The sequence below is a fragment of the Bombilactobacillus sp. ESL1097 genome, assembly GCF_058107205.1.
Genome location: NZ_JBYLUB010000001.1, coordinates 426,499 through 451,613 on the forward strand (window position 1 = coordinate 426,499; position 25,115 = coordinate 451,613).

Below are 25,115 nucleotides of genomic sequence, written 5' to 3' on the forward strand. Positions count from 1 at the left end.
ATTTTTAATGATAAACTAATTTAAATTTAATTATTAAGAAGAGATGATTAGAAATGACTGATCGTAATCAACAAATTTTGCAAGCAGAAAGTCAGGCCTTAGCCACAGCTTCACGAATTCAATATTTTAATTTAGTAATTAAAAAAGGAGAAGGGGCTATTTTAACAGATGAAAATGGCCACCAGTATATTGATCTATTAGCCAGTGCATCGGCTACAAATACGGGGCATGCGCATCCGCACATTGTGCAAGCTATTTGTGAACAAGCCCAAAATCTTATTGAATATACGCCAGCTTATTTTGCCAATCCCACTACCGCTCGACTAGCCCAACGCTTGGTTAAATTAGCGCCGATGAGTGGACCGGCAGAAGTTGCTTGGGGTAACTCTGGTTCAGATGCTAACGATGCAATTATTAAGTTTGCGCGCGCGTATACTAAAAGGCCATATATTGTCTGCTTTACGGGTGCTTATCATGGCTCTACTTACGGTTCAATGAGTGTTTCAAGTGTTAGTTTAAACATGGCCCGGAAAATGGGACCATTATTGCCAGATATCATTCGAGTACCTTATCCTGACAGCCACGAAAAGTTAGCTGGCGAAAGTGAAGCAGATTTTGTGCAACGGATGTTTCACGAATTTCAATTACCGTTCAATACTTATTTACCTGCTGAAGAGGTAGCCGCTATTTTGATTGAACCAATTCAAGGTGATGGTGGGATTGTAAAAGCCCCCCAGCAATATTTAGAATTAGTGGCCCAATTTGCGCATGATAATGGAATTTTATTAGCAATTGATGAAGTTAACCAAGGCATGGGACGAACGGGTAAGTGGTGGTCAATTCAACATTTTGGGATTGAACCCGATTTAATGTCCATGGGCAAGTCGTTGGCTTCAGGCATGCCATTAAGTGCTGTTTTAGGTCGAAAAGAAATCATGGAATCCCTAGCGGCTCCGGCTAATGTTTATACAACAGCTGGTAATCCAGTGGTGACTGCTGCTGCCAACGCAACAATTGATGTGATTGAACAGGAACATTTAGTTGAACGTTCGCACAATTTAGGTAAAATTGCGGAGCAATTTTTCCAAGAAGAGCAAGCCAAATATGACTTTATTGGAGAAGTACGGATGTATGGTTTAAATGGAGGGATTGATATTATTAATCCCCAAACCCAGCAGCCTGATGTTGAATTGACAACGAAGCTAATTACGCGAATTTTTGATTTAGGAGCGGTTATGATTAGTTTACGCGGAAATATTTTGCGTTTTCAGCCACCGCTAGTAATTACTGAAGAGCAATTACAACAGGCTTTTCAGATCATTGACCAAGCTTGTCAAGATGTAGCTGCTGGTAAAGTGGAATTACCTAGTGGTGATCAACATATTGGCTGGTAATCAGCTCCAAATTACGAACAGTTGGTAATTAAGTCTCATTTTTTAGTGCATCCAAAAGTTATTTTTAACAAAAAATCCTAGCGATGATTGTTCTTAAACGAACATCAGCTAGGATTTTTTTAGTCAAGACTGAAAATTTTGGCATTAACCTCTTTGCCGTTAATCTAGTAGTGCTTCCCATTGATTTTCGGCTGTTTCTTTTTGGTCAGTCAATGTAGTTAATTGTTCTTGTAAATCTTGTAATTTAGTGTAACTACTCAAATTTTCAGGGAGTAACATTTCTTGGTTAATTTGGTCAATTTGTTGATCCAATTGATCAATTTGAGCTTCCAAGGCTGCTAATTCTCGGTCTTTTTTGCGTTGGGCGCGTTGCTGGGCTTTGGATTGTTGATAATCCTGTTGACCTTGACTGGTTGTTGAATGTTCCGCATTCTGGGCGCCAGTTTGCTGTTCTTGAAGGGCTAAATTTTCTTCTTTTTTGGCTAAATAATAATCGTAATTACCTAGATAGATGGTACTTTCTGCCGGTTGCAATTCGAGTAATTTGGTCGAAATTTCATTTAATAGGTAGCGATCGTGAGAAACGAATAAGACTGTGCCAGCGAAATTTTTTAAGGCTTTTTCAAGGATCTCTTTACTTTGGATGTCTAAATGGTTAGTTGGTTCATCCATAATTAATAAATTATTGTGCTCCAAGGCCAATTTACATAAAGTTAACCGTGCTTTTTCACCACCAGATAGATCTTGAACGGTACTAAAGACACTGTCTGCCTGAAATAAAAATGATCCTAAAACTGTTCGAATATCTTTTTCATCCATAGTCGGATTAGCATCCCAAATCTCATGCAAGACATCTTTCGTAGAATCTAATTGGTTTAAAGTCTGATCATAATAGCCAACTTGGACGTTAGTGCCCCATTCGATACTACCTGCAAGCGGTGATAATTGCTTAATTAACGTTTTAATTAAGGTTGATTTGCCGACACCGTTAGGACCAATAATTCCCAAGCGCTCACCTTTTTTGAGCTTAAAGGTAATTGCCTGATTTAATTGTTTATCCGGATATCCGGTTTGTAAATCTTTGACCTGTAAGACGTCATTGCCGCTATCTTTATGCACGGTAAATTGAAAATGGACATTGTTTGGTGTTCCTTGTGGGCGAGGTAGCCGCTCTAATTTTTCTAATTGCTTGCGGCGGCTTTGGGCACGTTTGGTGGTGGAAGCTCGAACGATGTTTTTTTGAATAAAGTCTTCCGTTTTTTTAATTTCTTCTTGTTGTTTGTTATATGCTTTCCATGCTAAGTCCAAATCGTCAGCTCGTAATTTTAAATAACGTGAATAATTACCCGTGTAATGTTTTAAAGTACCATTTTCTAGCGCATAAATTTCCTTGACCGTATGGTCTAAAAAATATTGATCATGAGACACGATTAACAGTGCTCCGCGATAACTTTGTAAATATTTTTCGAGCCAATTTAAAGTATCAATGTCCAAATGATTAGTGGGTTCATCTAAAATTAATAAATCATGTTGTTCCAATAACATTTTGGCAAAAGCTAGGCGGGACTGTTCACCACCAGATAAGTGTAAAGCTGGTTCATCAAAGCGCTCAGCACTAAAACCAAAACCGGTTAGGACCGAACGAATTTCAGACCGGAAGCCGTAACCATTTTCATCTTTAAATTTAACTTGTAACTGGTCGTATTGTTGTAATAATTTTTGATAAGCAGGAGTAGCGCCTTGGCTACTCTGTTGTGCAATTTGCTGTTCCAAAGAACGTAATTGACGTTCATCTTGCTGCACTTTTTCAAATATCCGTTCCATTTCTTCATAAATAGTATTCCCGGATTGAAAGGTGGGATTCTGTGCTAAGTAACCGATACTTAAATTATTTTGATAAATCATATGTCCGGCGTCAGCGTCTTGTTCTTGATTGATGATTTTTAATAAAGTTGATTTACCAGCTCCGTTAGGTCCGACTAAACCAATTCGGGCTTGCTCGGCAATTTGAAAATTTAAATGGTTGAATAAAACATCGCTGCCGAAACGACGTTCAATATTTTGTCCTTGTACAATTAACAATTTTAAGCTCCTAAAGTTTAAATTACATTCGAATCTTGGGGCGGATGATGTTATCCGTTGTTAAAATTATGCACCAATTATTGCTTGATATTATAGATTAGTATCACTGTGTGAAAAGTTTGTGGAAACATAATTTTGGCTAATCGAATTCTAGTTAATCTTATTTTAACACGGCGTTAGTCAATAATGTTCGTTGAAACGGTAGCTAATGTTGAAACCAGCTTAAATTGTCATCTTAATCAATATTTGAAGTTATTTTTTCTGAAACAATCAGCGACAAAGTACACCTAAGGTAAGTGTACTTTTTTGAAGTTAATTTTTGAAGCCGGTTACATTATGATGAAAATGTAAAAGTTAAGGAGTGATCCGTTTGGCGCCAAAGCATTCACCAAAAACTATTACAAAAAGTATTATTCAATTTATTTTGTCAAAACCAGTTGTCCATTATCAAGATTTAATGGAATACACAGGCCTATCGCGCAAAACGGTAGCTAAATATTTGAAGCAAGTTGAGCAATTTGTCCAACCATACGGCGTTAAATTAGTTCGCAAAAAAGGCTATGGCATTTACTTTACAGGTTCTACCAAAGACTTGTTAAATTTATTTCCACCAATGAATCCTAACAATGATGCCGTGGAACGGCAAATTAATTTAGTCTCGTTCTTGGTTAAAGCCCAGCAACCAGTTTTGTTAGATGACTTGTCCGCCCATTTTTTTGTCAGTCGCAGTACCTTAGAGCGTGATTTGAGTTCTCTGAAACAAAATTATCATTTACAGTTTAGTACTTCTCAACAAGGCATTAGGCTCAATAATTCTGAAGCTGAATTACGCCATTTTCAGACACAAATTATTCAAATGTATTGGGGCGAAGAGATTAAGCAAAATCAAAGTACTGGTCGGCTCACCCGCAATTTTCAAGTCCCTCCAGCTTTGAGCCAGCTAGTTGACAAAAAAATTTTGGATCGAACGCAAAAGGTTTTAAATCAATTTTTACAAAAATTACCCGGTAATATTAGTGAATACCAGTATGAATCTTTATTGATTCATTTAGCGTTAGCGATTCAAAAAATTCAATCTCAAAAAGCACCACCAGCTACCAAAACAGTAGCTTCATTTGCAATATCTACTAATACCCAACGTTTGGTTGCGTTAGTGGAACAAGAATTTCACTGCCAGTTATCAACAGTAGAAATTAATAATTTAAATGTGCATATTGTAGCGATTGAAGAAGGCTATCTGCCTAGTCCAGCGAGTGAAAATTCTAATCAAGAGTTAGTGACTTGGTTACAGCAAGTTTTGGTTAACTATGATGACTTATTAATTCAAAACTTGACTTTGCATTTACAACCGGCTTTGGTACGCATCAAAAATGGCATCAAAATTGACAATCCATATCGTCATCAAGTGAAAGTTAATTTTCCCCAAGCCTTTGATCAAGCTCTGACTTTAGCAGATGCTATTTTTCAAAAATATCAAGTTCGCTTTCCCGAGGATGAAGTGGCCTATTTGTGTTTACATTTGGAATCATTTCGCGAGCGGCGGCAAAAAGAATTCCGTGAAGTTAGTGTCGTGATCGTTTGCAGTACCGGTTACGGAACTGCTGAATTAATTCGGCAAAAAATTCAGGATAAGTTACCGAAACTCAATGTAATTGGGACTTTATCGGTGACTGAGCTATTACGAAAACCTGTGAGTGCTGACATTATCTTAACAACGATTCCGCTTAAATTACAGACACAACAAGTAGTCATTCAAGTTAGTCCACTGTTAAATCAGCAAGAACTGCAGTTGTTACGCCAATTAAGCCAAAAGATTTGGCACGATAAATATTTGAAAGCAACTTTTTTGGATTTGGTGGCTAAACCAGCAATCATTGTTGATTCAACAGCACCAAGCCCTCAAATTGCTATTCAAGAAATTACGCAAGCTTTAGTGGCTAATCATTACGTGAAAGATACGATGCAAGAGTCAGCTTGGAAACGAGAACAATTAGCTTCCACAGCTTTAGGAACTTACGCTATTCCCCATGGGGCTGCCAAACATGTTTTAAAACCGGTCATTGGTATTTTAACTTCTCAAAATGGAATTTTGTGGGGTAAGGAAACGGTTTATGTAGTTTTCTTTATGGCGTTTAACGATACAGTCGAAGACAGTTTAGATGATATTTATGATTATTTCTACGATTTAACACAAAATGCTAAGCAAATGAAGCAGTTGAGAAATGCGCAAGATGTCGAAACGGTCGTTGAATGTTTGCAATATTCAACAGAAATAAAGGATGGATAAGGATGGATAAGATTTTGACGAAGAACCAAATTTTTTTAAATCAACCGCTATGTTCGCAAACTGAGGTGTTTCATTTTATTGCCCAAAAAGCAGTTAGTTTAGGCGTAGGTGACGACGAACAAGCAATTTATGAATCGCTACAGGAGCGTGAACAACAGGCTTCAACAGGATTGCAGGATGGGATTGCGATCCCCCACACGCTTTCTCAGGCGATTAAGCAATCAGCAATTTTGTTTATTCGGACCCAAAGTCCGTTATCAGAGTGGCAAACGATTGATGATCAACCAGTTCAACAAATCATTGTGATGTTAGCTCCTCCAGATGGTGCGCAGGAGCATTTACAATTATTAGCCAATCTGGCCACTTCATTAATTGATGCCCCAAAGCGCCAAGCACTGGTTGCTAGTCAAAGCGTTCAAGATGTTTATCAAATTTTAACTAATAATTAAAGCGAAAAGGAAGTAAAATTATGGATTTTGTAGCAATTACCTCTTGCCCCGCAGGTTTAGCCCATACCCCTATGGCTGCTAAAGCATTAGAGAAAGCCGCCCAAGAACTGCAGCTTTCAGCCAAGGTTGAACAACAAGGAGCTATGGGTCTCAAAAATGAAATCACGGAACAAGAAGCTCAAAGTGCGAAGTTCTTGTTAATTGGTTCTGACCAAAAAATTGAAAAAATGGATCGTTTTAAGGGGATTCCCACCGTTCGCGTGGATATCAATATGTGCATTAAAAAACCGAAGGCAGTAATTAACAAAGTGATGAAAGCAGTGGCTCAGAAAAAAGCTTAGTGACGCTTCAGAGGTGAAAATTATGAAAAAGTTATTATCACAGTGGAAAGGCTACTTAATGTCGGGGATTTCTTACATGTTACCCGTAGTTATTGGTGGTTCGCTAGTCGTGGCTGTGCCTAAATTAATTGGTTTATTATTTGGCATTACAAGTTTTGATCATTATAAAACGGGTTTTTGGTTTTACATGGGTCAAATTGAGGCTGTTGGTTGGATTGGTGTCGGCTTAGTTAATCTTGTCTTGGCGGGTTATATTGCTTATGCCATTGGTGATAAGCCAGCTTTAGCTGCCGGTTTTATTGGTGGTTCCTTAGCTTCTAGCTCCAACATGGGATTTTTAGGAGCATTGGTTGCTGGTTTTGCAGCAGGTTATACTGCTAAATGGTGCCATGACAAGATCCATGTCAGTGCTAAATATGAATCCATTATGCCATTAGTAGTAGTACCACTTTTATCGACCATGGTCGTGGCGTTATTAATGGGTGTCTTATTGAAGCAACCATTGGCTTGGATTAATAGTTCTTTAGTCGCTTGGATTAAAGCAATGAGTAACAGCGGGGTCAGCGCGATGACTCTAGCGATCATTATGGGAGCGATGATTGGATCTGATTTAGGTGGTCCAATTAATAAAGCGGCTTGGATGGCTGGTAATGTGCTATTGGCAGAAAAAGTTTATACTCCGGCAATGATTGTAAATATTGCTATTGCTGGTATTCCCTTAGGCTATGCGTTTGCTACTTTGTTTTATAAAAAACGTTTTTCTAATGAATTATTGGATGCTGGACGTAGTGATTGGTTCATGGGTTTTATTGGTATTACTGAAGGGGCCATTCCGTTTACGTTAGTTAGTCCGTTAAAATTGATTCCCATTAATATGCTTGCTGGAGCAGTGGGCCCCGCACTTGCGATTTTATTAGGTGCTCAAGCTAAGATTCCACCAGTTGGTGGTATTTATGGTGCAGTAACAGTAACTAACTGGTGGGCATATCTAATTGGACTCTTTGCTTGTGCTTTGATTATTGGAATATTGGCGCCGTTAGCCGTTGATTTTAACCAAAATGATACGCCAGATGTTGATGGTGAAGCAGACGAAGAAGATATTGAGATTGAATTTGAATAAAAATATGGGAGTAAATAATATATGGTAACGGCACATTTTGTTAATCATACTCATTGGGATCGCGAATGGTATTTTACAACTCAAGATGCTCAGGTTCTCAGTGATCAATTATTCGGTGAGGTTTTAACAGAGTTAGAGCAACATCCAGAGGCTAACTTTACTTTCGATGGGCAATTATCGATTGTGGAGGAATATTTAACGATTCATCCAGAAGATCGACAGAGAATTAAGCAATTGGTTTCGCGCAAGCAATTATTTATTGGTCCTTGGTATACCCAAACAGACGCGTTAATACCAGATAGTGAATCCATTATTCGTAATTTAGTGATTGGCATTATCGGCAGTCGCCAACTCTTTGGGCAGGCCATGATGATTGGCTATTTACCGGATACCTTTGGTTTTAATGCACAATTACCGATGCTATTAAATCAAGTCGGCATTCAAGATTTTATATGTTGGCGGGGTACTAATTTTGCTCGACAAGTCGATTCAGTTTACTTTAAGTGGCAGGGCTTGGGAAATAACCAAGTTTATGCAGCTAACTTTCCCTTAGGTTATTATACGGGGCAAATTGATTTAAATTCGAAGCAGCATTTACAAGAGTTTGTCGAGCAAAGATTAGACCCAGGGATTGACCTAGAAGCTAAACATGGTCATAATGATCCCGTTTTAATTCCTTCGGGGATTGATCAGATGAATATTATTCATAATATTTCCCAGGTAATTCAACAATTAAATCAATATAGTAAACACCAAATAGTGTTGAGCAGTTATCCCCAATTTATGCAACAATTGCGCCACCAAGATTTGCCTCAGTATCAAGGCGAATTACGTTATCCTACCTATTCACGGGTGCATCGGACGATTGGGTCAGTGCGCTCGCAGCTTAAACGTCAAAATTTCAAGTTAGAACAACAAATTTTACGCCGAGTTGAACCGATGCTGGTTATTGCCCAAGCTTGTGGAATCAAAGTGTCCAACGGATTAGTTTTAAAACTTTGGAAAAAGTTATTAAAGTGTCAACCGCATGATACATTAGGCGGTAGTATCACGGATAATGTTGCTGTTGATGTTCAGCAACGTTTCAAAGAAGGTTTCGAAATCGCTGCCGGAATTGAAAATTATATTAAGAAGCGCTTAGCACAACGTTTAAATCTGGATAGTAATCAATTGTTACTATTTAATACTTCACCACGGGTATTTGATGGTTATCAAGAAGTAGAATTTTTAACGACTAATAAAAAAGTGAAATTTGCTGAGCAATATCAGGCTGTTCTAGTTCGTGCAACTTATGTCCCTAAGCGTGAGCACATTATGCAACAAACCGCCAAAGGTTTTGAATTTAAAGATGAACCGGGCTATTATCGATTGACAGTTCGGTTAAAGATGCACTACGAGGGATTAGGCTATCAGGTGGTTTCTTATCAAGTAGCTCCAACGGAGCTAGCAACTTTAGAAGATAGTTCATCTGTGTCCATTAACAATCAAAAGTGGCAAGTTCAATACACAGGAACAAGCTTTACTGCTCAAACGCAAGGTCACGTTTATCCACAGCTGTTAGAAATTTTAGATTCGGGTAATGATGGTGATACGTATGATTATTCGCCTTTACCGCAGGAACAAGAAGTCAGCTTGCCGTTAACTGGACAATGTCAAGTGCAGACTGCTCCTAATTTACAAACTATGACGGTTCAAGGTACTTGGCAGTTACCTAAATCTTTAGCTGAAAGGCAAAAGGACCATCCGCAATTAATTGACGTGAACTTCAAAATTATTTTAAGTTTAGCAACAAGTTCTTCGGTGTTAGATGGTCAATTAATTATTGACAACCAAGCTTTAGATCATCGCTTGAGATTAAAGATTAACACGGGTATCAAAAGTTCACAGGCGTGGGCGCAAATTCAAGGCGGTTTTCGAACCACTACTAATTTGCCTATTGCGGATAATTGGCAAGACGAGTTTGTTGAAAAACCGGTCAATCTTTACAACTTTGATAAAGTTGTGGGCATGTATGAGCCCAAGCAAGGTTTGTTTTTGTTAAGTGGCGGCATGAAAGAATACGAATTATTGAATCAAAGCTTTGCCGTCACTTTACTAGCCACTACGGGTCAATTAGGAAAACCCAATTTATTGTGGCGTCCCGGGCGAGCTTCGGGCGACACTACTAGTGTCGGTCATCAGATGACGCCAACACCACTAGCTGAAGAAATCGGCTTAAATCATTTTGCGTTTGGATTAGTGGCAGTTGCGGACTTAGACGAGAATCAGTTAGCACGGACTGCTGAAAATTGGTTGGCCCCCAATGTTAATTACCAGTTACAAAAACTGAATTTATTTGTCAATCGGTTAGACAATAAAATTTGGGATGTTGAATTTGATAAATCATTACCTCAGTTACCACGCCAAGCGACTTTCTTACGGTTGGATCCGGATGTAACGATTACGGCTCTCTACTGTGCTTATACAATTCAGAATGCGATTGTGGTTAGATTGAGTAATCAAGCGAATAAAACGGTTGCTTTAACGGAATTCTTAGCGGCGGGTTTTCAACGAACCAATGCGTTAGAAGAAGTTCAGTCTTTACAAGCAGACGCGCAACAACTGGCACCGTATGAGATGGCAACTTTTATCAAAATTAATGGTTAATTTTCAAGGTAATAACTTTGTGATTTTATTTACTTGACATTGTGATATTAAAAGGTAGATACTGAAAGTATCAATTATACTTGTTCACAAGGGGATATTAACCATGACAAAATACAAAATACCAAATGCTACTATTAAGCGCTTACCGTTGTATCATCGTTACTTTCAATTTTTAAATGATTCCAATACTAAAAAGATTTCCTCAACAGAATTAGCTAAAGCTGTTCAAGTGGATAGTGCGACGATTCGGCGTGATTTTTCTTACTTTGGTTCTTTAGGTAAGCGGGGTTACGGCTACGAAGTTGAACCAATGCTGGAATTTTTTAAAAAGTTACTTAACCAAAGTCAAACGACGAAAGTAGCGTTGGTCGGAGTAGGTAACTTAGGTAGTGCATTATTAAACTATAATTTTTCACAGACGAACAATATTAAGATTACAGCCGCTTTTGATCAGAATCCGGAATTAATCGGTCAAACTGTCAATGGTGTGCAAGTTTATGATGTCGATTCTTTAGAACAACGTTTAGCAGATGAACAGATTGATGTTGTGATTTTGTCAGTACCAGTCATCAGTGCACAAAAGGTCGCTGATGAACTGGTAGCAGCCAACGTCAAGGGCATTTTGAACTTTACGCCGTTAAGATTGGCAACTCCTAATTCTGTGCGCGTACACAATGTTGATTTAGCGAATGAATTACAAACATTAATTTATTTCTTAGATAACTATAGTTAAACTAAATGTTTAACTTTTGATTCACCGTTTAGCTTGTAAGGCGAGAATTTTGCGGTAAGTTAGTAGTAATTTTGGTTGATTACGGCTGCTTTTATTAGGAGGTATTAGATGGAACCATTGTTTTTACAACCCGCTTTCCAAAAAAAAATTTGGGGTGGGCGTAAGCTACAAGAACGTTTTGGTTATCGCATACCTGATGGTCAAGTGGGAGAATGTTGGGCCATCTCTGCTCATCCTCATGGTTTATCAACTGTTAAAAATGGACCTTTTGCTGGGCAAGATTTAGCCCAACTATGGCAAAAACAACCAGAGCTGTTTGGTTACCCGCAAGGAAAAGTTTTCCCTTTATTGACTAAGATTTTAGATGCGGAAGCTAGTTTATCAGTTCAGGTGCATCCAGATAATGCTTATGCCAAAGCACATGAAGGTGAGCTAGGCAAAACGGAGTGTTGGTATATTATTGATGCCCAGCCTGGTGCCTATTTGATTTATGGACATAATGCGCAAACTAAGGCAGAATTACAAGCACTGATTGACTCGGGAGACTGGGAACATTTGCTCAAAAAAATGCCAGTCAAAACAGGAGATTTTGTTTTTGTGCCTAGTGGGTGTGTTCATGCGTTAAATCAAGGAATTATTGCCTTAGAAACACAACAAAGTAGTGATACTACTTATCGTTTGTATGATTATGATCGTATTGAACAAGCTACCGGTCAAAAACGCCAACTGCATTTAAAACAGGCTCTAGATACGATTACTGTTCCTTTCCAAACACCAAAACTTAATCAAGCGGTCCAGCAATTTGGTGCTAGTTCCATCACCACTTATGTGAAACCACCTGTTTCGCCATACTTTGCAGTGTGGGGCTTACAAGTGCAAAATGATGCTTTAAGTTTGCAACATCAGTTGGGTGCTTACACCTTATGTTCCGTGATTTCCGGAACGGGACAGCTAGTGATTGCTGGGAAAACCTACGAGTTACAGTTAGGTGATCACTTTATTATTCCGGCGCCAATTACTGCTTGGCAATTTCAAGGGGAAAATCTTCAAATAATTGCTTCCGAAGCAATTGACAAGGTCGATTAATATTCAAAAAAGAGTCGGGACAAAAAGTTTTGAGAAGTTAAACACAGATTTTTGACTTTTGAAGTCACTATCAGCGGAGAAGGTTTGTTTGATTTACGAAATTTTTTTGTTCCGACTTTTTAATACTTAATATGAGGTTGTGACAAAAGCAATTTAGCTGCTAGTTACAACCTCATTTTTAAATATTTAATTTAATATTTTTTGTAATACCGCATTTTAACTGCTTTTGACTTATCGGCAAATTATGCTAGTAATATACCTATCTAAATTAGATTGTGCTAAAATTTAAAACTGTATTAATTTAAGTCGAAAGAGGATTTATTGTGCATAATCTAACTGTCAAACGCTTTATGTATTTTTTACTGCAAGTACTTTTAGTGTGTTTAATTGCTTACGGATTTTATTTTGAATTTCAACTAGCTTTAACCGGTAGTTTGACACACGGCTATCATGAGATGTTCTGGGAAATTAAGAATAATCCTGTCGTCACGCGAATCAACTGGTTTTGCCTAGTAGTTATTATAACGATGCTAATTGCGCTGTTAGGTGATTATTGGTGGGGAATATCCCTGAGCGTCATTATTTTTAGTATTATTTTATATGTGGACTTTAATAAAATTATTTCACGTTCTGAACCATTGTTACCTAATGATTTAAACATGGCTGGTCAAGCTGGTGGTTTAATTAAAATGGTCAGTTGGCAATCATTATTACTTTTAGCCATTGGCATTGTATTACTACTTGTAGCGGCCTACCTGTTACACAAAGTTACCAAAGGCTTGTGGTTAAAAAATCATCGGGTGCTGTGGCCGTTGAGAATTGGCTTTTTGGTGTTAGCAATAATAGCTTTAAGCTTGTTCTCACAAGCAGGAAATACGCGCTCTTTTGCTTCTAAACAATTGGCGAAGCATAATATTACTAATGTTGATCGTTCACAATTGGCCAATTATCGTAATCGGGGTACTTTAATTGGTTTTGTCTTTAATGCCCATTCTACGCCAATGATTAAGCCTGCTAATTATAGCGCGGCGACTATGAAGCAAATTACTAAACGTTATCAAAAAGGTTTGGTTAAAGCCAATCAAGGGAAAAAAGTTGGGAAAGTTAACATTATTTATATTTTAAATGAATCTTTAACCAATCCTTTACGGACACAGAAATGGTATCCCCTTGTTGGCAATAAAAATCCGATGCCTTATATTTCTAAGATGATTACGAATCCAACGGTCCAACAAGCTGGGGGCTATATGGTGTCTCCTGGTTTTGGTGGGGGTACGGCTAATATTGAATTTGAAGCCAATACAGGTTTCTCCAATTACTTTTTAAACAATACGCCCTATCAGGATATTTTACCTAATAAAAAATATTTTCCGAGTGTCATGCATTATTTAAATGATGCTGGCTATAATTCACAGGCCTACCATCCTTATGCCGGCACTATGTATCGTAGAAATCAAGCTTATCCAGCGATCGGTATCCATAAATTCCAAGATCAATCGAAATTACAGCATTTAAAGAAGTCACCACATGGTTTGTATGATACAGATGCCTCCGCCTATCCGAACTTTTATGCACAACAAAAAAAGTCTAGTCGCCAATTTAGTTTGATGTTGACGATGCAAAACCATATGCCTTATCAAGCAGAAATAGGTCCCAAAAGTTCTTATCAACTCCAGAATAAAGTAGCCGGAGATGCTGATAAGACTAAAAAATTAGAAGCTTATCTTCAAGAAGTTCACGATTCGGATCAAGCGTTTAAGCAATTAGTGCAACATTATCAACACGCTAAGCAAAAAACGTTAATTGTCATGTATGGCGATCATTATCCTGGTGATGGTATTTATGATGATCTCTTCAATCAGAATACCTTGTATTCTCATGCAACGCCGTTTGTGATGGCGGCTAATTTTCCTTTACAGACGCATCATTATAATTACTTCTCACCCAACTATATGTCCTTACAGTTATTGCAACAACTTAACTATCCGCAAACTCCGTTTTATCAATTATTGGAACAATTACAACAGCAAGTTCCAGTTTTGACCAAACCACTACAAATTTCTGGTACGGGCCAACAGAATCGAACCAAAGTAAGCAACGATACGTATGCGTTAACTGCTAAAAATGTTCACGGCCCTAAAAATGCTAAGTGGGATCAATCACGAGTTTATAAAGATTATCGGTTATTAGAATATGATATGACTTATGGTAAAGCTTACGCTAAAAAGGATGGTATGTTTCAAATTCCCCGCTAGTCATAGCTGAATCGGGTCAACAATTTGAAAACTATTTTGCAAAATTAATTATCTAATAATTGCATACGTGGCTTGAAAGCTATTTATGCTCCAAATTTGATAAATCAAGTGAGTCGTCCATTACGGGCGACTTTTTGATTAAAAAAAGTAAAGGAAGATTACTAGATTTTGAGCCAATTAATGTGCTTTCAAAGCGATCTGTGCTACTGTAAAAAAGTAAGTTTTCCGAATATTTTTAAACGGAAATACTTGCATCTGGAAAGGAACATGTTATTATAGAACTTGTATTAGCACTATATAAAGATGAGTGCTAAGAGTGCTAAAAATGTTTTTATTTGGAGGGATTACTTTGTTAAAGCCATTAGGTGATCGTATTCTGGTACAAGTTGATGAAGAAAAGGAACAAACAGTTGGTGGAATTGTTCTAGCCAATAATGCTAAAGAAAAGCCACAAGTTGGTGAAGTTATTGCTGTTGGCGCCGGTGAACGGACACCAGAAGGTAAAACAATTGAATTAAGCATTCAAAAAGGCGATAAAGTCTTATTTGATAAATACGCTGGTTCAGAAGTTAAGTATGACGGCCAAAAATATCTCGTAATGCATGAAAAAGATGTCATGGCAATTGTTGACTAATTTTTGTAATTAATTAGAAATTAAGAACATAAAGTATTAAATAATAATTGAGGTGGCTGAAAAATGACAAAAGAAATTAAATTTTCAGAAGACGCACGGGCTAAGATGCTTGAAGGCGTTAATAAATTAGCAGATACAGTAAAAACAACAATTGGACCTAAAGGTCGTAACGTTGTTTTGGAACAATCCTATGGTTCTCCAAATATTACCAACGATGGTGTAACTATTGCCAAAGATATTGAATTAGAAGATCATTTTGAAAATATGGGTGCTAAATTAGTTTCTGAAGTTGCTTCAAAGACTAATGATATTGCCGGTGACGGTACAACCACTGCGACAGTTTTAGCTCAAGCAATTATTCAAGAAGGCATGAAGAATGTAACTGCTGGTGCGAACCCTGTTGGTATTCGGACGGGAATTGAGAAGGCTACTGCTACTGCTGTTGATGAATTGCGGAAGATTTCTCACGAAGTTAGTGGCCGTGATCAAATTGCTCAAGTTGCCGCAGTTTCTTCTTCCAATCAACAAGTTGGTGAATTAATTGCCGATGCGATGGAAAAAGTTGGCCATGATGGTGTAATTACCATTGAAGAATCAAAGGGTATTGAAACAACTTCTGATGTTGTTGAAGGTATGCAATTTGATCGTGGTTACTTATCACAATACATGGTAACTGATAACGATAAAATGGAAGCCGATTTAGATAATCCATACATTTTAATTACTGACAAGAAGATTTCCAACATTCAAGATATTTTGCCATTATTACAATCAATCGTGCAACAAGGCAAAGCTTTATTGATTATTGCTGATGATGTTGATGGTGAAGCTTTACCAACATTGGTTTTGAACAAGGTTCGGGGCACGTTCAATGTTGTAGCTGTTAAAGCACCTGGTTTTGGCGATCGTCGTAAGGAACAGTTAGAAGATATTGCGATCTTGACTGGTGGTACTGTCATTACAGCTGATTTAGGCTTAGAATTAAAAGACACAACCATTGATCAATTAGGTCAAGCAGGTCGTGTAACTGTTACTAAAGACAACACAACAATTGTCCAAGGTTCTGGTTCTAAAGATGCGATTGATGAACGGGTTGATTTAATTAAGAAGCAAGTTAGCGAAACAACTTCTGACTTTGACCGTGAAAAGTTACAAGAACGTTTAGCTAAATTAGCTGGTGGCGTTGGTGTGATTAAAGTTGGTGCCGCTACTGAAACCGAATTAAAAGAACGCAAATATCGGATTGAAGATGCTTTGAATGCTACGCGGGCCGCTGTTGAAGAAGGCTACGTTGCTGGTGGTGGTACAGCTTTGATGAATGTCATTCCAGCTGTTGCCAAATTAGCTGAAAGCGAAACTGGCGATGTGCAAACTGGTATTAACATTGTTAAGCGGGCTTTAGAAGCACCAGTTCGGCAAATTGCAGAAAATGCCGGCAAAGAAGGCTCTGTTATTGTTGAACATTTGAAGGCACAAGATAATGAAGTTGGTTATAATGCTGCAACTGACAAGTGGGAAAATATGGTTGAGGCCGGAATTATTGACCCAACTAAAGTAACTCGCTCTGCTTTACAAAATGCAGCCAGCGTTTCGGCTTTGATTTTAACAACAGAGGCTGTTGTTGCTGATAAGCCTGAACCTGCTGCTCCTGCAGCACCAGCTGACCCTAATGCTGGTATGGGCGGTATGATGTAATTAATATTGATTGTTAATCAAAAAGACATTTCTTCGGAAATGTCTTTTTTTTAATCACACGGATTTTTTGCGTCAATTATTAATTCTCAAACACTTCGGCACTAATGAGATTAATTAGCAGAAGTTTTAGTGGTATCATTAAGTCTTAAGTAGCTAAATAATAGATAAGGAAAGTATTTATGCGAATTATTTTTGTGGGTGATGTCATGGGAGATTTGGGACTGCAAGCTTTGCAAACATATCTTCCACAAATCAAGGCACATTTTCGCCCCCAAGTGACGATTGTTAACGGTGAAAATGCTGCTAAAGGACGAGGCATTAAGGAACAACAATTTAAAAAGATTTTAAAAGCGGGAGCAGATGTGATTACACTGGGAAATCATGCTTTTGATCAGTCAGAAGTGAATGATTTACTGGAACAGAATGATAATTTGGTGCGACCTGCTAATTACCCTGGGGCAGTTCCGGGAGCAGGAATGACAATTAAACAAGTCAATCAGGAGCAATTAGCAGTAATTAATTTACAGGGGCGCGCTTTAATGAATGCAATTGACGACCCTTTTCAAATAGCTGATCAATTATTGGCGCAAATTCCGGATCAAGCGCAAATTTTTATTGACTTTCATGCAGAAACAACTAGTGAAAAAGCGGCATTGGCTTACTATTTAGATGGTCGAGTGGCGGCAGTTGTCGGGACACATACACATGTGCAAACCAATGATGCCCGAGTTCTGCCGAAAGGGACAGCATTTTTGACAGATGTGGGCATGACGGGGGATTATGACGGAATTATTGGCGTTCAAGCCCAGAGTAGTATTCGCCGCTTTTTAACACAGAGACCAACTCGTTATGAATTAACGGAACATGGTCGTCCCCAAATTAATTATTGCGTAATTGATCTAGAAACGAAAAATAAAATTCATGCGTATCAAATTAATCCGGATCGTCCGTTTGTTGAATAAAAGTTGTTGTTTTTTGAATTAATCTGATCAATAAGATCCTAGCCTAGAGGAGTTTTGTATGCCACAAACTACTAAAGATACACCAATGATGCAACAATATTTAAAAATTAAAAAGGATTATCCAGATGCTTTTTTGTTTTATCGGATTGGTGATTTCTATGAAATGTTTTACGATGATGCAATCAAAGGGGCACAAATACTAGAATTAACCTTGACAGCCCGTAATAAAAATGCCGCTGATCCGATTCCCATGTGTGGGGTGCCCCACCATGCCGTGCAAAGTTATATTGATGTTTTGGTAGATAAAGGGTATAAAGTTGCTATTTGTGAGCAATTAGAAGATCCCAAAGAAGCTAAGGGGATGGTCAAGCGCGGGATTATCAAATTAGTCACGCCAGGAACTAGTTTGGAAGATAAGCCGAATCAAAGCCGAGAGAATAATTATTTGGCGGCCGTAATTTTTCAAGATCAAGAATATGGTTTTGCCTATACGGACTTGTCCACCGGTGAAGTGCGGGTAACTGCGTTTCATAATTGGCAGCAAGTTCAAAATGAATTATTAAATTTACGCTCTAAGGAAGTTGTGATTGCGGCCACTCTAGATCAAGACCAACAGGACCAACTAAAAAAGATGGGAATTTTGGTATCCAGTGAGCAACCCCAGCAAGCTTACGCCGAAGTAGCTTTTGTGACGCAAAAAGTCCAGTCTGAGCTCCAACGTCAGGCGATTACTTATTTAATTTCTTATTTAATTGAAACTCAAAAACGTTCTTTGGCGCACTTGCAGATCGCCCAAGTTTACCAAACTAGTAAATATTTACAAATGGATCACAATGTTCAAAGTAACTTAGAATTATTTCGTTCCCTAAGGACCGGAGAAAAGTCAGGGACATTAGCTTGGCTATTAGACAAAACTAAGACTGCGATGGGTAGCCGTTTGTTAAAGCAATGGCTGCAACGCCCATTACTAGATGCAGCTCTTCTTCAAAAGCGTCAAGATTTAGTTCAAATTTTATTGGATAATTTTTTTCAACGGGGCAATTTACAAGATTATTTAACGAAGGTTTATGATCTGGAACGTTTAGCCGGGCGAATTGCGTTTGGCAATGTTAATGGGCGCGATTTGATTCAATTGGCAACTTCTTTACAGCAAGTTCCTTTAATTAAGGAAACTTTGTTAGATTTACATGATCCGTTACTAGATGATTTGTTAACCAAAATGCCAGAATGTCAGGAAGTTGTGCAATTGATTCAACAAGCGATTGTTGACGATCCGCCAATTTCTGTGACGGAAGGTAACTTAATTCGGGATCATTACGATCAACAACTCGATCAATACCGTAGTGCGATGACGAATGGGAAGGCTTGGATTGCTCAACTACAAGCAGATGAACAACAAGCTACAGGCATTAAGAACTTAAAAATTGGTTTTAACCGGGTGTTTGGTTACTATATTGAAGTAACTAATGCGAATAAAGCCCAGGTGCCCACGGATCGCTATGAACGCAAGCAGACATTAACTAATTCAGAACGCTATATTACGCCGGAATTAAAAGACAAAGAACGTTTGATTTTGGAAGCAGAAGAAAAATCGACGTTACTAGAACACCAATTATTCAAACAAGTTCGGCAACAAATTAAAGAACAAATTGAGCAAATTCAAGCTTTAGCTCAAATTTTAGCCCAGTTGGATGTTTTACAAAGTTTTGCGGTAATTAGTGAGGATCAGCATTATGTTCGCCCACAATTTACGCACAATCATGAAATTAAAATTGTTAATGGTCGTCATCCGGTGGTTGAAAAAGTATTAGGTAGTGATAGTTATATTCCTAACGATGTGAAGATGAACGATCAAACTGATATTTTATTAATTACAGGTCCTAATATGTCTGGTAAAAGCACATATATGCGGCAAACGGCGTTAATTGTCATTATGGCGCAGATTGGATGTTTTGTTCCCGCCGATGCGGCTACGCTGCCGATTTTTGATCAGATTTTTACGCGGATTGGTGCCGCTGATGATTTAATTGCGGGCAATTCCACCTTTATGGTCGAAATGATGGAAGCCAATGATGCCTTGCAGCACGCGACGAGTAATTCTTTGATTATTTTTGATGAAATTGGGCGGGGAACGGCGACTTATGATGGAATGGCTTTGGCACAGGCAATTATTGAGTATTTAGATCAAACAGTTCATGCCAAAACGCTGTTTTCCACACACTATCATGAATTAACCCAATTAGCTCAAGATTTAACCACGGTAACGAATGTACACGTGGATGCAACTCAAGAAAATGGGCAATTAGTCTTTTTGCATAAGGTTTTAGCAGGTCCCGCTGATAAGTCGTACGGAATTCATGTTGCAAAATTGGCAGGTTTGCCGACTGATCTATTACAGCGGGCACAAGAGATTTTAGATAATCTGGAACACAAACCGACTAATTTACAAAAAACACCAGTTTCCCAAGCAGTCCAACCCGTCGTTAATCAGGTACAAGAAGCCCCAGTGGAGCAACAATTATCTTTATTTTCAGAAAGTGATGCTACTCATCAAGAATTATTACAAGAATTGCAGCAAGCTAATGTGTTGAATATGACGCCATTAGAGGCGTTAAATTTCTTGTATCAATTACAAGCCAAATTACATTAATTTTCTGCATCAAAGTTGTTCAAAAATTAAGTAGTAGCAATACTAACTGCTGAGAAGTTTTGCAAGCCAATTGTGTTAGTAAACATTAGCTGTAAATTAGATTAGAGTAGGGATATTCAATGGCAGAAATTCATGAATTACCAAGTACTTTAAGTAATCAAATTGCCGCAGGCGAAGTGGTAGAACGGCCAGCATCCGTGGTCAAAGAATTAGTAGAAAATGCAATTGACGCACACGCAACACAAATTGAAATTCAAGTGCAAGATGCGGGTATTTCGCAAATTAAGGTTGTTGATAACGGTGATGGTATTGCTAGAGATCAAGTTCAGCTAGCGTTTCAACCGCATGCCACTAGTAAAATCAGTTCAACCCAGGACTTATTTAATGTACAGACTTTAGGGTTTCGGGGTGAGGCTTTGGCTAGTATTGCTGCAGTTGCCAAGGTCGTGCTTACTACTAGTACTGATGGAGCCAGTGGCACGCTGTTGCAAGTAGCAGGTGGACAATTCCAAACGCCACAGGTGACCGCGGCTAAAAAGGGGACCACAGTGGTGGTGACCGATTTATTTTACAATACACCCGTGCGGTTAAAATATATCAAAACTTTAAATACTGAGTTAAAAAAAGTAGTTGAGGTTGTAAATCATCTAGCCTTAGGTCACCCCCAGATTGCGTTGAGATTAAACAATGAAAAGAAAACCTTAGTGCGAACTTCTGGTAACGGCGATCTCAAACAAACTATTGCGGGGATCTATGGCCGCAAAGTAGCAGCTGACTTAATTGCTTGTCAAGGTGTTGATGCTGATTTTCAGGTTCAAGGCTATTTATCTTTGCCAGAACAAACGAGAGCTAACCGCAATTATATCGCACTGTTAATTAATCAACGCTATATTCATAATTATCAATTAAGTAAAGCTTTTTTGGCGGGGTATGGTTCAAAGCTAATGGTTGGGCGCTATCCTATAGGTGTTCTAGAAATTACGACTGATCCGTTATTAGTTGATGTTAATGTTCATCCAACCAAGCGTGAAGTTCGCTTGAGTAAAGAACAACAATTAGCTAATTTAATTGAACAAAGCGTTGCACAAGCATTGGGGCAATTAAATTTAATTCCGGATGCTTTAAAAACAACTCCCTCCAAACCAAGACCGCCTTTTGTGCAAACTGATGAGTCATTTAATGCGGCAACATCTTTTTTACGTGAACCATCTGTTACCAAGACCACGCCAACGACTAATTGGATTCAACCAGGAGCAGTGCATTTACAAGAAATCTTTCAAGATCCTCAGCATCTACAACAATGGGATCAAAAAATGCAGCAAATTGCTCAACAAGATGCCACTCTGACGCAATTACCACCAAAAGCGTCGGATGCTACACCCAAAGTCAAGTCAGTGGCACAACAGTCGTTATCCAAATCAGCTTTTCCCCAATTACAATTCCTGACACAAATTCATGAAACTTATTTAGTAGCTCAAAGTGGTGATGGTTTTTATCTGGTTGACCAACATGCTGCCCAAGAACGGGTGAAGTATGAGCAATTTAGTCAAGCAATTGGTCAAGTTAGTAGCGATCAACAAAAATTATTGGTACCGTTAATTTTGGATTACGCTAATTCAGAGGCGATTACTTTAAGTGCACACTTAGATTTATTACGTCAGGTGGGGGTGGAGATTGCTCCGTTTGGACAAAATAGTTTTGTGGTAACTAGCCATCCTACTTGGATTGGCGTTGAGCAAGAAGAAAAGACGATTCGAGAAATGATTGATTATATTTTGCAAGACGGTAAAATTAATATAGCCCGTTTTCGAGAACAAACAGCGATTACTATGAGCTGTAAATTATCTATTAAGGCTAATCATCATTTGGATCGACCTCAGGCCCAGGCAATTTTGGATCAATTAGCACAAGCCCAAAATCCGTATAATTGTCCGCATGGGCGGCCGACACTAATTCATTTTAGTGATGCGGAAATCCAAAAGATGTTTAAGAGAATTCAAGATCCCCATCAATCTAGACGGTTTAAGTGAGGTTTTATTGTGTTTGAATATTTTCAAGGAATTATTACAGCGATTTATCCCACTTATGTGGTATTAGAGGTCCAACACATTGGTTATCATATCTTGGTGGCGAACCCTTATCGTTACCAGACAGACGAACCGCTCAAGCTTTATATTGAACAAATTATTCGTGATAATGATCAATCCCTCTATGGTTTTTATGACTTAGCAGAAAAACAATTATTTTTACAATTAACTTCGGTTTCTGGAATTGGTCCCAAAAGTGCGTTAGCTATTTTGGCTGATGATGATCATTCGGGATTGATTGAAGCAATTGGGAGCGACGATGTGCAATTTCTGACGAAGTTTCCTGGTGTTGGTAAAAAAACGGCGCAACAAATTGTTTTGGATTTAAAAGATAAATTACCAAAAACAACTCTGGCAACCAATCCTACTAACTTATTTAGTCATGTACCATCAGCAGCTGCTAATAAAGACTTTGCTGATGGCTTAGCGGCGTTAGCCGCTTTAGGTTATTCTCAAAAAGAATTACAAAAAATTGAAACGGCTTTAAGTCAGGTAACGGCCCAGAATGCGGGTGATTACGTCCGGGCAGGTTTAAAATTATTACATTAAGAACTGAGGTGATTAGATGTCTGACAAGGATCATTTAACTGATGATCAAATTCTCGATGATCAAGAAGCGGCGGTTGAACAATCTTTACGGCCTCAAACTTTGGATCAGTACTTGGGACAAGAAAAAGTTAAACATGAATTGCATGTCTATATTCAAGCAGCTTTAAAGCGCCAGGAAGCACTGGATCATGTCTTATTGTACGGACCGCCCGGATTAGGCAAGACAACGCTAGCTTTGGTGATTGCTCATGAGTTACAAGTCAATCTGCGAACGACGACGGGTCCATCAATTGAAAAACCGGGTGATTTGGTTGCTATTTTGAGTGAATTACAAGCGGGTGACGTGTTATTTATTGATGAAATTCATCGTCTACCAAAAAATATTGAAGAAATCTTGTATTCGGCGATGGAGGACTTTTATATCGATATCGTCGTCGGCCAAGGCTCCGATGCGCACGCAATTCACTACCCATTACCGCCGTTTACCTTGATTGGTGCAACGACTCGGGCAGGCCAATTATCTTCACCTTTGCGGAGTCGCTTTGGGATTGTCGAACATATGGCTTTTTATGATGAAGCCGAATTGACGCAAATTGTCCAACGCTCCGCCCAGGTTTTAAATGTGTCTGTAACCAGCGCTGGTGCGCATGAACTAGCACGGCGTTCACGCGGCACACCGCGCGTAGCTAATCGTTTATTAAAGCGTGTCCGCGATTTTATGCAGGTTTCTGGTCAGGCAGAAATTGATCAAACTTTGGCAGCTTCGGCCTTAGACCAATTACAAGTTGATGATCAAGGGCTTGATCAGACAGATCGCAAATTATTGATGATGATGATTAATCTGTATCAGGGTGGGCCGTTAGGAATTAAAACGATGGCTGTCAATTTAGGTGAAGAGCAAGAAACAATTGAAACCGTGAACGAACCATATTTGTTGCAGCAAGGTTTTTTAAAGCGGACCCCTCGTGGTCGGGTAGTGACCCCCAAAGCCTATGAACATTTAGGAATTCCATTAACTAAAGGAGAAAATTAAATTGTTAACGTTAGAAGATTTTGATTATCATTTACCTCAGGAATTAATTGCACAAACCCCGATTAAAAATCGCGACCAATCACGCATGTTAGTGTTAGATCATCAAACTGGTGAATATCAAGATCGACACTTCTTTGATATTCTAGATTATTTAAATCCTGGTGATGCTTTAGTAATGAATAATACTAAGGTTTTACCTGCTCGCTTGTATGGCATTAAGGAAAAGACTCAGGCACACTTAGAAGTTTTATTATTGAATAATACCGAGGGCGATGACTGGGAAGTTTTGATGAAACCAGCACGCAGAGCACCAGTGGGGACCGTTGTCGAATTTGGTGGTGGAAAGTTAAAATGTACGGTTACGAAAGAATTGGAACACGGTGGTCGGATGGTGCACTTTGATTATGATGGGATTTTTATGGAAATCTTAGAACAATTAGGTGAAATGCCCTTACCGCCCTATATCAAAGAAAAATTAGCTGATCCTGATCGTTACCAAACGGTCTATGCCAAAGAAGAAGGTTCAGCAGCGGCCCCTACAGCTGGCTTACATTGGACGAAAGACTTATTAGAGAAAGTCCAAGCTAAGGGTGTTAAGTTAGTTTATTTAACCTTACATGTGGGGTTGGGAACTTTTCGGCCAGTTTCTGAAGAAAATATTGATGATCATCAGATGCATAGTGAGTTTTATCGTTTGAGTGAAGCAGCGGCGCAAACTTTAAATAAAGTTAAGGCTAATGGTGGCAAAATTGTTGCAACGGGTACCACTTCTATTCGAACTTTAGAAACAATTGGAACGAAGTTTGACGGAAAAATTAAGGCAGACAGTGGCTGGACTGATATCTTTATTAAGCCCGGTTATCGTTGGCGGGTAGTGGATGAGTTTATTACTAATTTTCATTTGCCTAAGTCCACTTTGGTGATGTTAGTAGCTTCCTTTACCGGACGCGAAAATATCTTAAATGCTTATGAACACGCAGTTAAAGAGCAATATCGGTTCTTCAGTTTTGGTGATGCAATGTTTATTAAATAAAATTGCAGTAAAAATCAGTTGAGGTAAACAGAATTTGTCGTGAATAGAAACGAACATTTTTATGCACTCAATTGCTAAG

Annotated in this window: 18 protein-coding genes; 17 read left to right on the forward strand and 1 reads right to left on the reverse strand. The window is 38.5% G+C overall.

The window, feature by feature from the left end; genetic code table 11:
* The first annotated feature begins 53 nt into the window (after window positions 1-53).
* On the forward strand, window positions 54-1,394 hold the full coding sequence (locus tag AC3B6D_RS01965; protein WP_489774789.1) for an aspartate aminotransferase family protein: 1,341 nt from the start codon (window positions 54-56) through the stop codon (window positions 1,392-1,394).
* A 159-nt stretch (window positions 1,395-1,553) separates the two neighbouring features.
* Here the strand turns inward: AC3B6D_RS01965 and AC3B6D_RS01970 are convergent, their stop codons facing one another.
* Window positions 1,554-3,476 (reverse strand): ABC-F family ATP-binding cassette domain-containing protein, encoded by a 1,923-nt coding sequence (locus tag AC3B6D_RS01970; protein WP_489774790.1) that lies wholly within the window; start codon window positions 3,474-3,476, stop codon window positions 1,554-1,556.
* A gap of 361 nt (window positions 3,477-3,837) precedes the next feature.
* Between AC3B6D_RS01970 and AC3B6D_RS01975 the strand changes: the two genes are divergently transcribed.
* The 16 genes from AC3B6D_RS01975 (at window position 3,838) to queA (ending at window position 25,036) form a co-directional block, all read left to right on the forward strand.
* Window positions 3,838-5,763 (forward strand): BglG family transcription antiterminator, encoded by a 1,926-nt coding sequence (locus tag AC3B6D_RS01975; RefSeq protein ID WP_489774791.1) that lies wholly within the window; start codon window positions 3,838-3,840, stop codon window positions 5,761-5,763.
* 2 nt (window positions 5,764-5,765) lie between these two features.
* Entirely contained in the window at window positions 5,766-6,212 is a 447-nt protein-coding gene (locus AC3B6D_RS01980; protein WP_489774792.1) for a PTS sugar transporter subunit IIA, read from the forward strand.
* A 20-nt stretch (window positions 6,213-6,232) separates the two neighbouring features.
* Window positions 6,233-6,553, forward strand: a complete 321-nt coding sequence (locus AC3B6D_RS01985) for a PTS fructose transporter subunit IIB (RefSeq protein WP_489757229.1) — start codon at window positions 6,233-6,235, stop codon at window positions 6,551-6,553.
* Between the two features lie 22 nt (window positions 6,554-6,575).
* Window positions 6,576-7,673: a PTS fructose transporter subunit IIC gene (locus AC3B6D_RS01990; protein WP_489774793.1), complete on the forward strand. Its 1,098-nt coding sequence runs from the start codon at window positions 6,576-6,578 to the stop codon at window positions 7,671-7,673.
* 21 nt (window positions 7,674-7,694) lie between these two features.
* Window positions 7,695-10,319 (forward strand): glycoside hydrolase family 38 N-terminal domain-containing protein, encoded by a 2,625-nt coding sequence (locus tag AC3B6D_RS01995; protein ID WP_489774794.1) that lies wholly within the window; start codon window positions 7,695-7,697, stop codon window positions 10,317-10,319.
* A gap of 103 nt (window positions 10,320-10,422) precedes the next feature.
* Window positions 10,423-11,052, forward strand: coding sequence for a redox-sensing transcriptional repressor Rex (locus AC3B6D_RS02000; RefSeq protein ID WP_489757232.1), 630 nt, complete (start codon window positions 10,423-10,425; stop codon window positions 11,050-11,052).
* Window positions 11,053-11,160: 108 nt separating this feature from the next.
* Window positions 11,161-12,138: a mannose-6-phosphate isomerase, class I gene (gene manA, locus AC3B6D_RS02005; RefSeq protein ID WP_489774795.1), complete on the forward strand. Its 978-nt coding sequence runs from the start codon at window positions 11,161-11,163 to the stop codon at window positions 12,136-12,138.
* Between the two features lie 323 nt (window positions 12,139-12,461).
* Window positions 12,462-14,393: an LTA synthase family protein gene (locus tag AC3B6D_RS02010; protein ID WP_489757234.1), complete on the forward strand. Its 1,932-nt coding sequence runs from the start codon at window positions 12,462-12,464 to the stop codon at window positions 14,391-14,393.
* 349 nt (window positions 14,394-14,742) lie between these two features.
* Window positions 14,743-15,027 (forward strand): co-chaperone GroES, encoded by a 285-nt coding sequence (gene groES, locus AC3B6D_RS02015; protein WP_489757708.1) that lies wholly within the window; start codon window positions 14,743-14,745, stop codon window positions 15,025-15,027.
* A gap of 63 nt (window positions 15,028-15,090) precedes the next feature.
* Window positions 15,091-16,722, forward strand: coding sequence for a chaperonin GroEL (gene groL / locus AC3B6D_RS02020; protein ID WP_489757235.1), 1,632 nt, complete (start codon window positions 15,091-15,093; stop codon window positions 16,720-16,722).
* 179 nt (window positions 16,723-16,901) lie between these two features.
* Window positions 16,902-17,684: a TIGR00282 family metallophosphoesterase gene (locus AC3B6D_RS02025; protein ID WP_489757236.1), complete on the forward strand. Its 783-nt coding sequence runs from the start codon at window positions 16,902-16,904 to the stop codon at window positions 17,682-17,684.
* Window positions 17,685-17,742: 58 nt separating this feature from the next.
* Window positions 17,743-20,334, forward strand: coding sequence for a DNA mismatch repair protein MutS (gene mutS / locus AC3B6D_RS02030; protein WP_489757237.1), 2,592 nt, complete (start codon window positions 17,743-17,745; stop codon window positions 20,332-20,334).
* Window positions 20,335-20,453: 119 nt separating this feature from the next.
* Window positions 20,454-22,364: a DNA mismatch repair endonuclease MutL gene (mutL, locus tag AC3B6D_RS02035; RefSeq protein ID WP_489757238.1), complete on the forward strand. Its 1,911-nt coding sequence runs from the start codon at window positions 20,454-20,456 to the stop codon at window positions 22,362-22,364.
* A 9-nt stretch (window positions 22,365-22,373) separates the two neighbouring features.
* The gene (ruvA, locus tag AC3B6D_RS02040) at window positions 22,374-22,970 is read left to right on the forward strand and encodes a Holliday junction branch migration protein RuvA (protein ID WP_489774796.1); all 597 of its coding nucleotides are present in this window, start codon (window positions 22,374-22,376) and stop codon (window positions 22,968-22,970) included.
* Between the two features lie 16 nt (window positions 22,971-22,986).
* Entirely contained in the window at window positions 22,987-24,003 is a 1,017-nt protein-coding gene (gene ruvB / locus AC3B6D_RS02045; RefSeq protein ID WP_489774797.1) for a Holliday junction branch migration DNA helicase RuvB, read from the forward strand.
* Entirely contained in the window at window positions 23,999-25,036 is a 1,038-nt protein-coding gene (queA, locus tag AC3B6D_RS02050) for a tRNA preQ1(34) S-adenosylmethionine ribosyltransferase-isomerase QueA (protein ID WP_489774996.1), read from the forward strand. The genes ruvB and queA overlap by 5 nt, the downstream gene beginning before the upstream one ends.
* Window positions 25,037-25,115 lie beyond the last annotated feature (79 nt).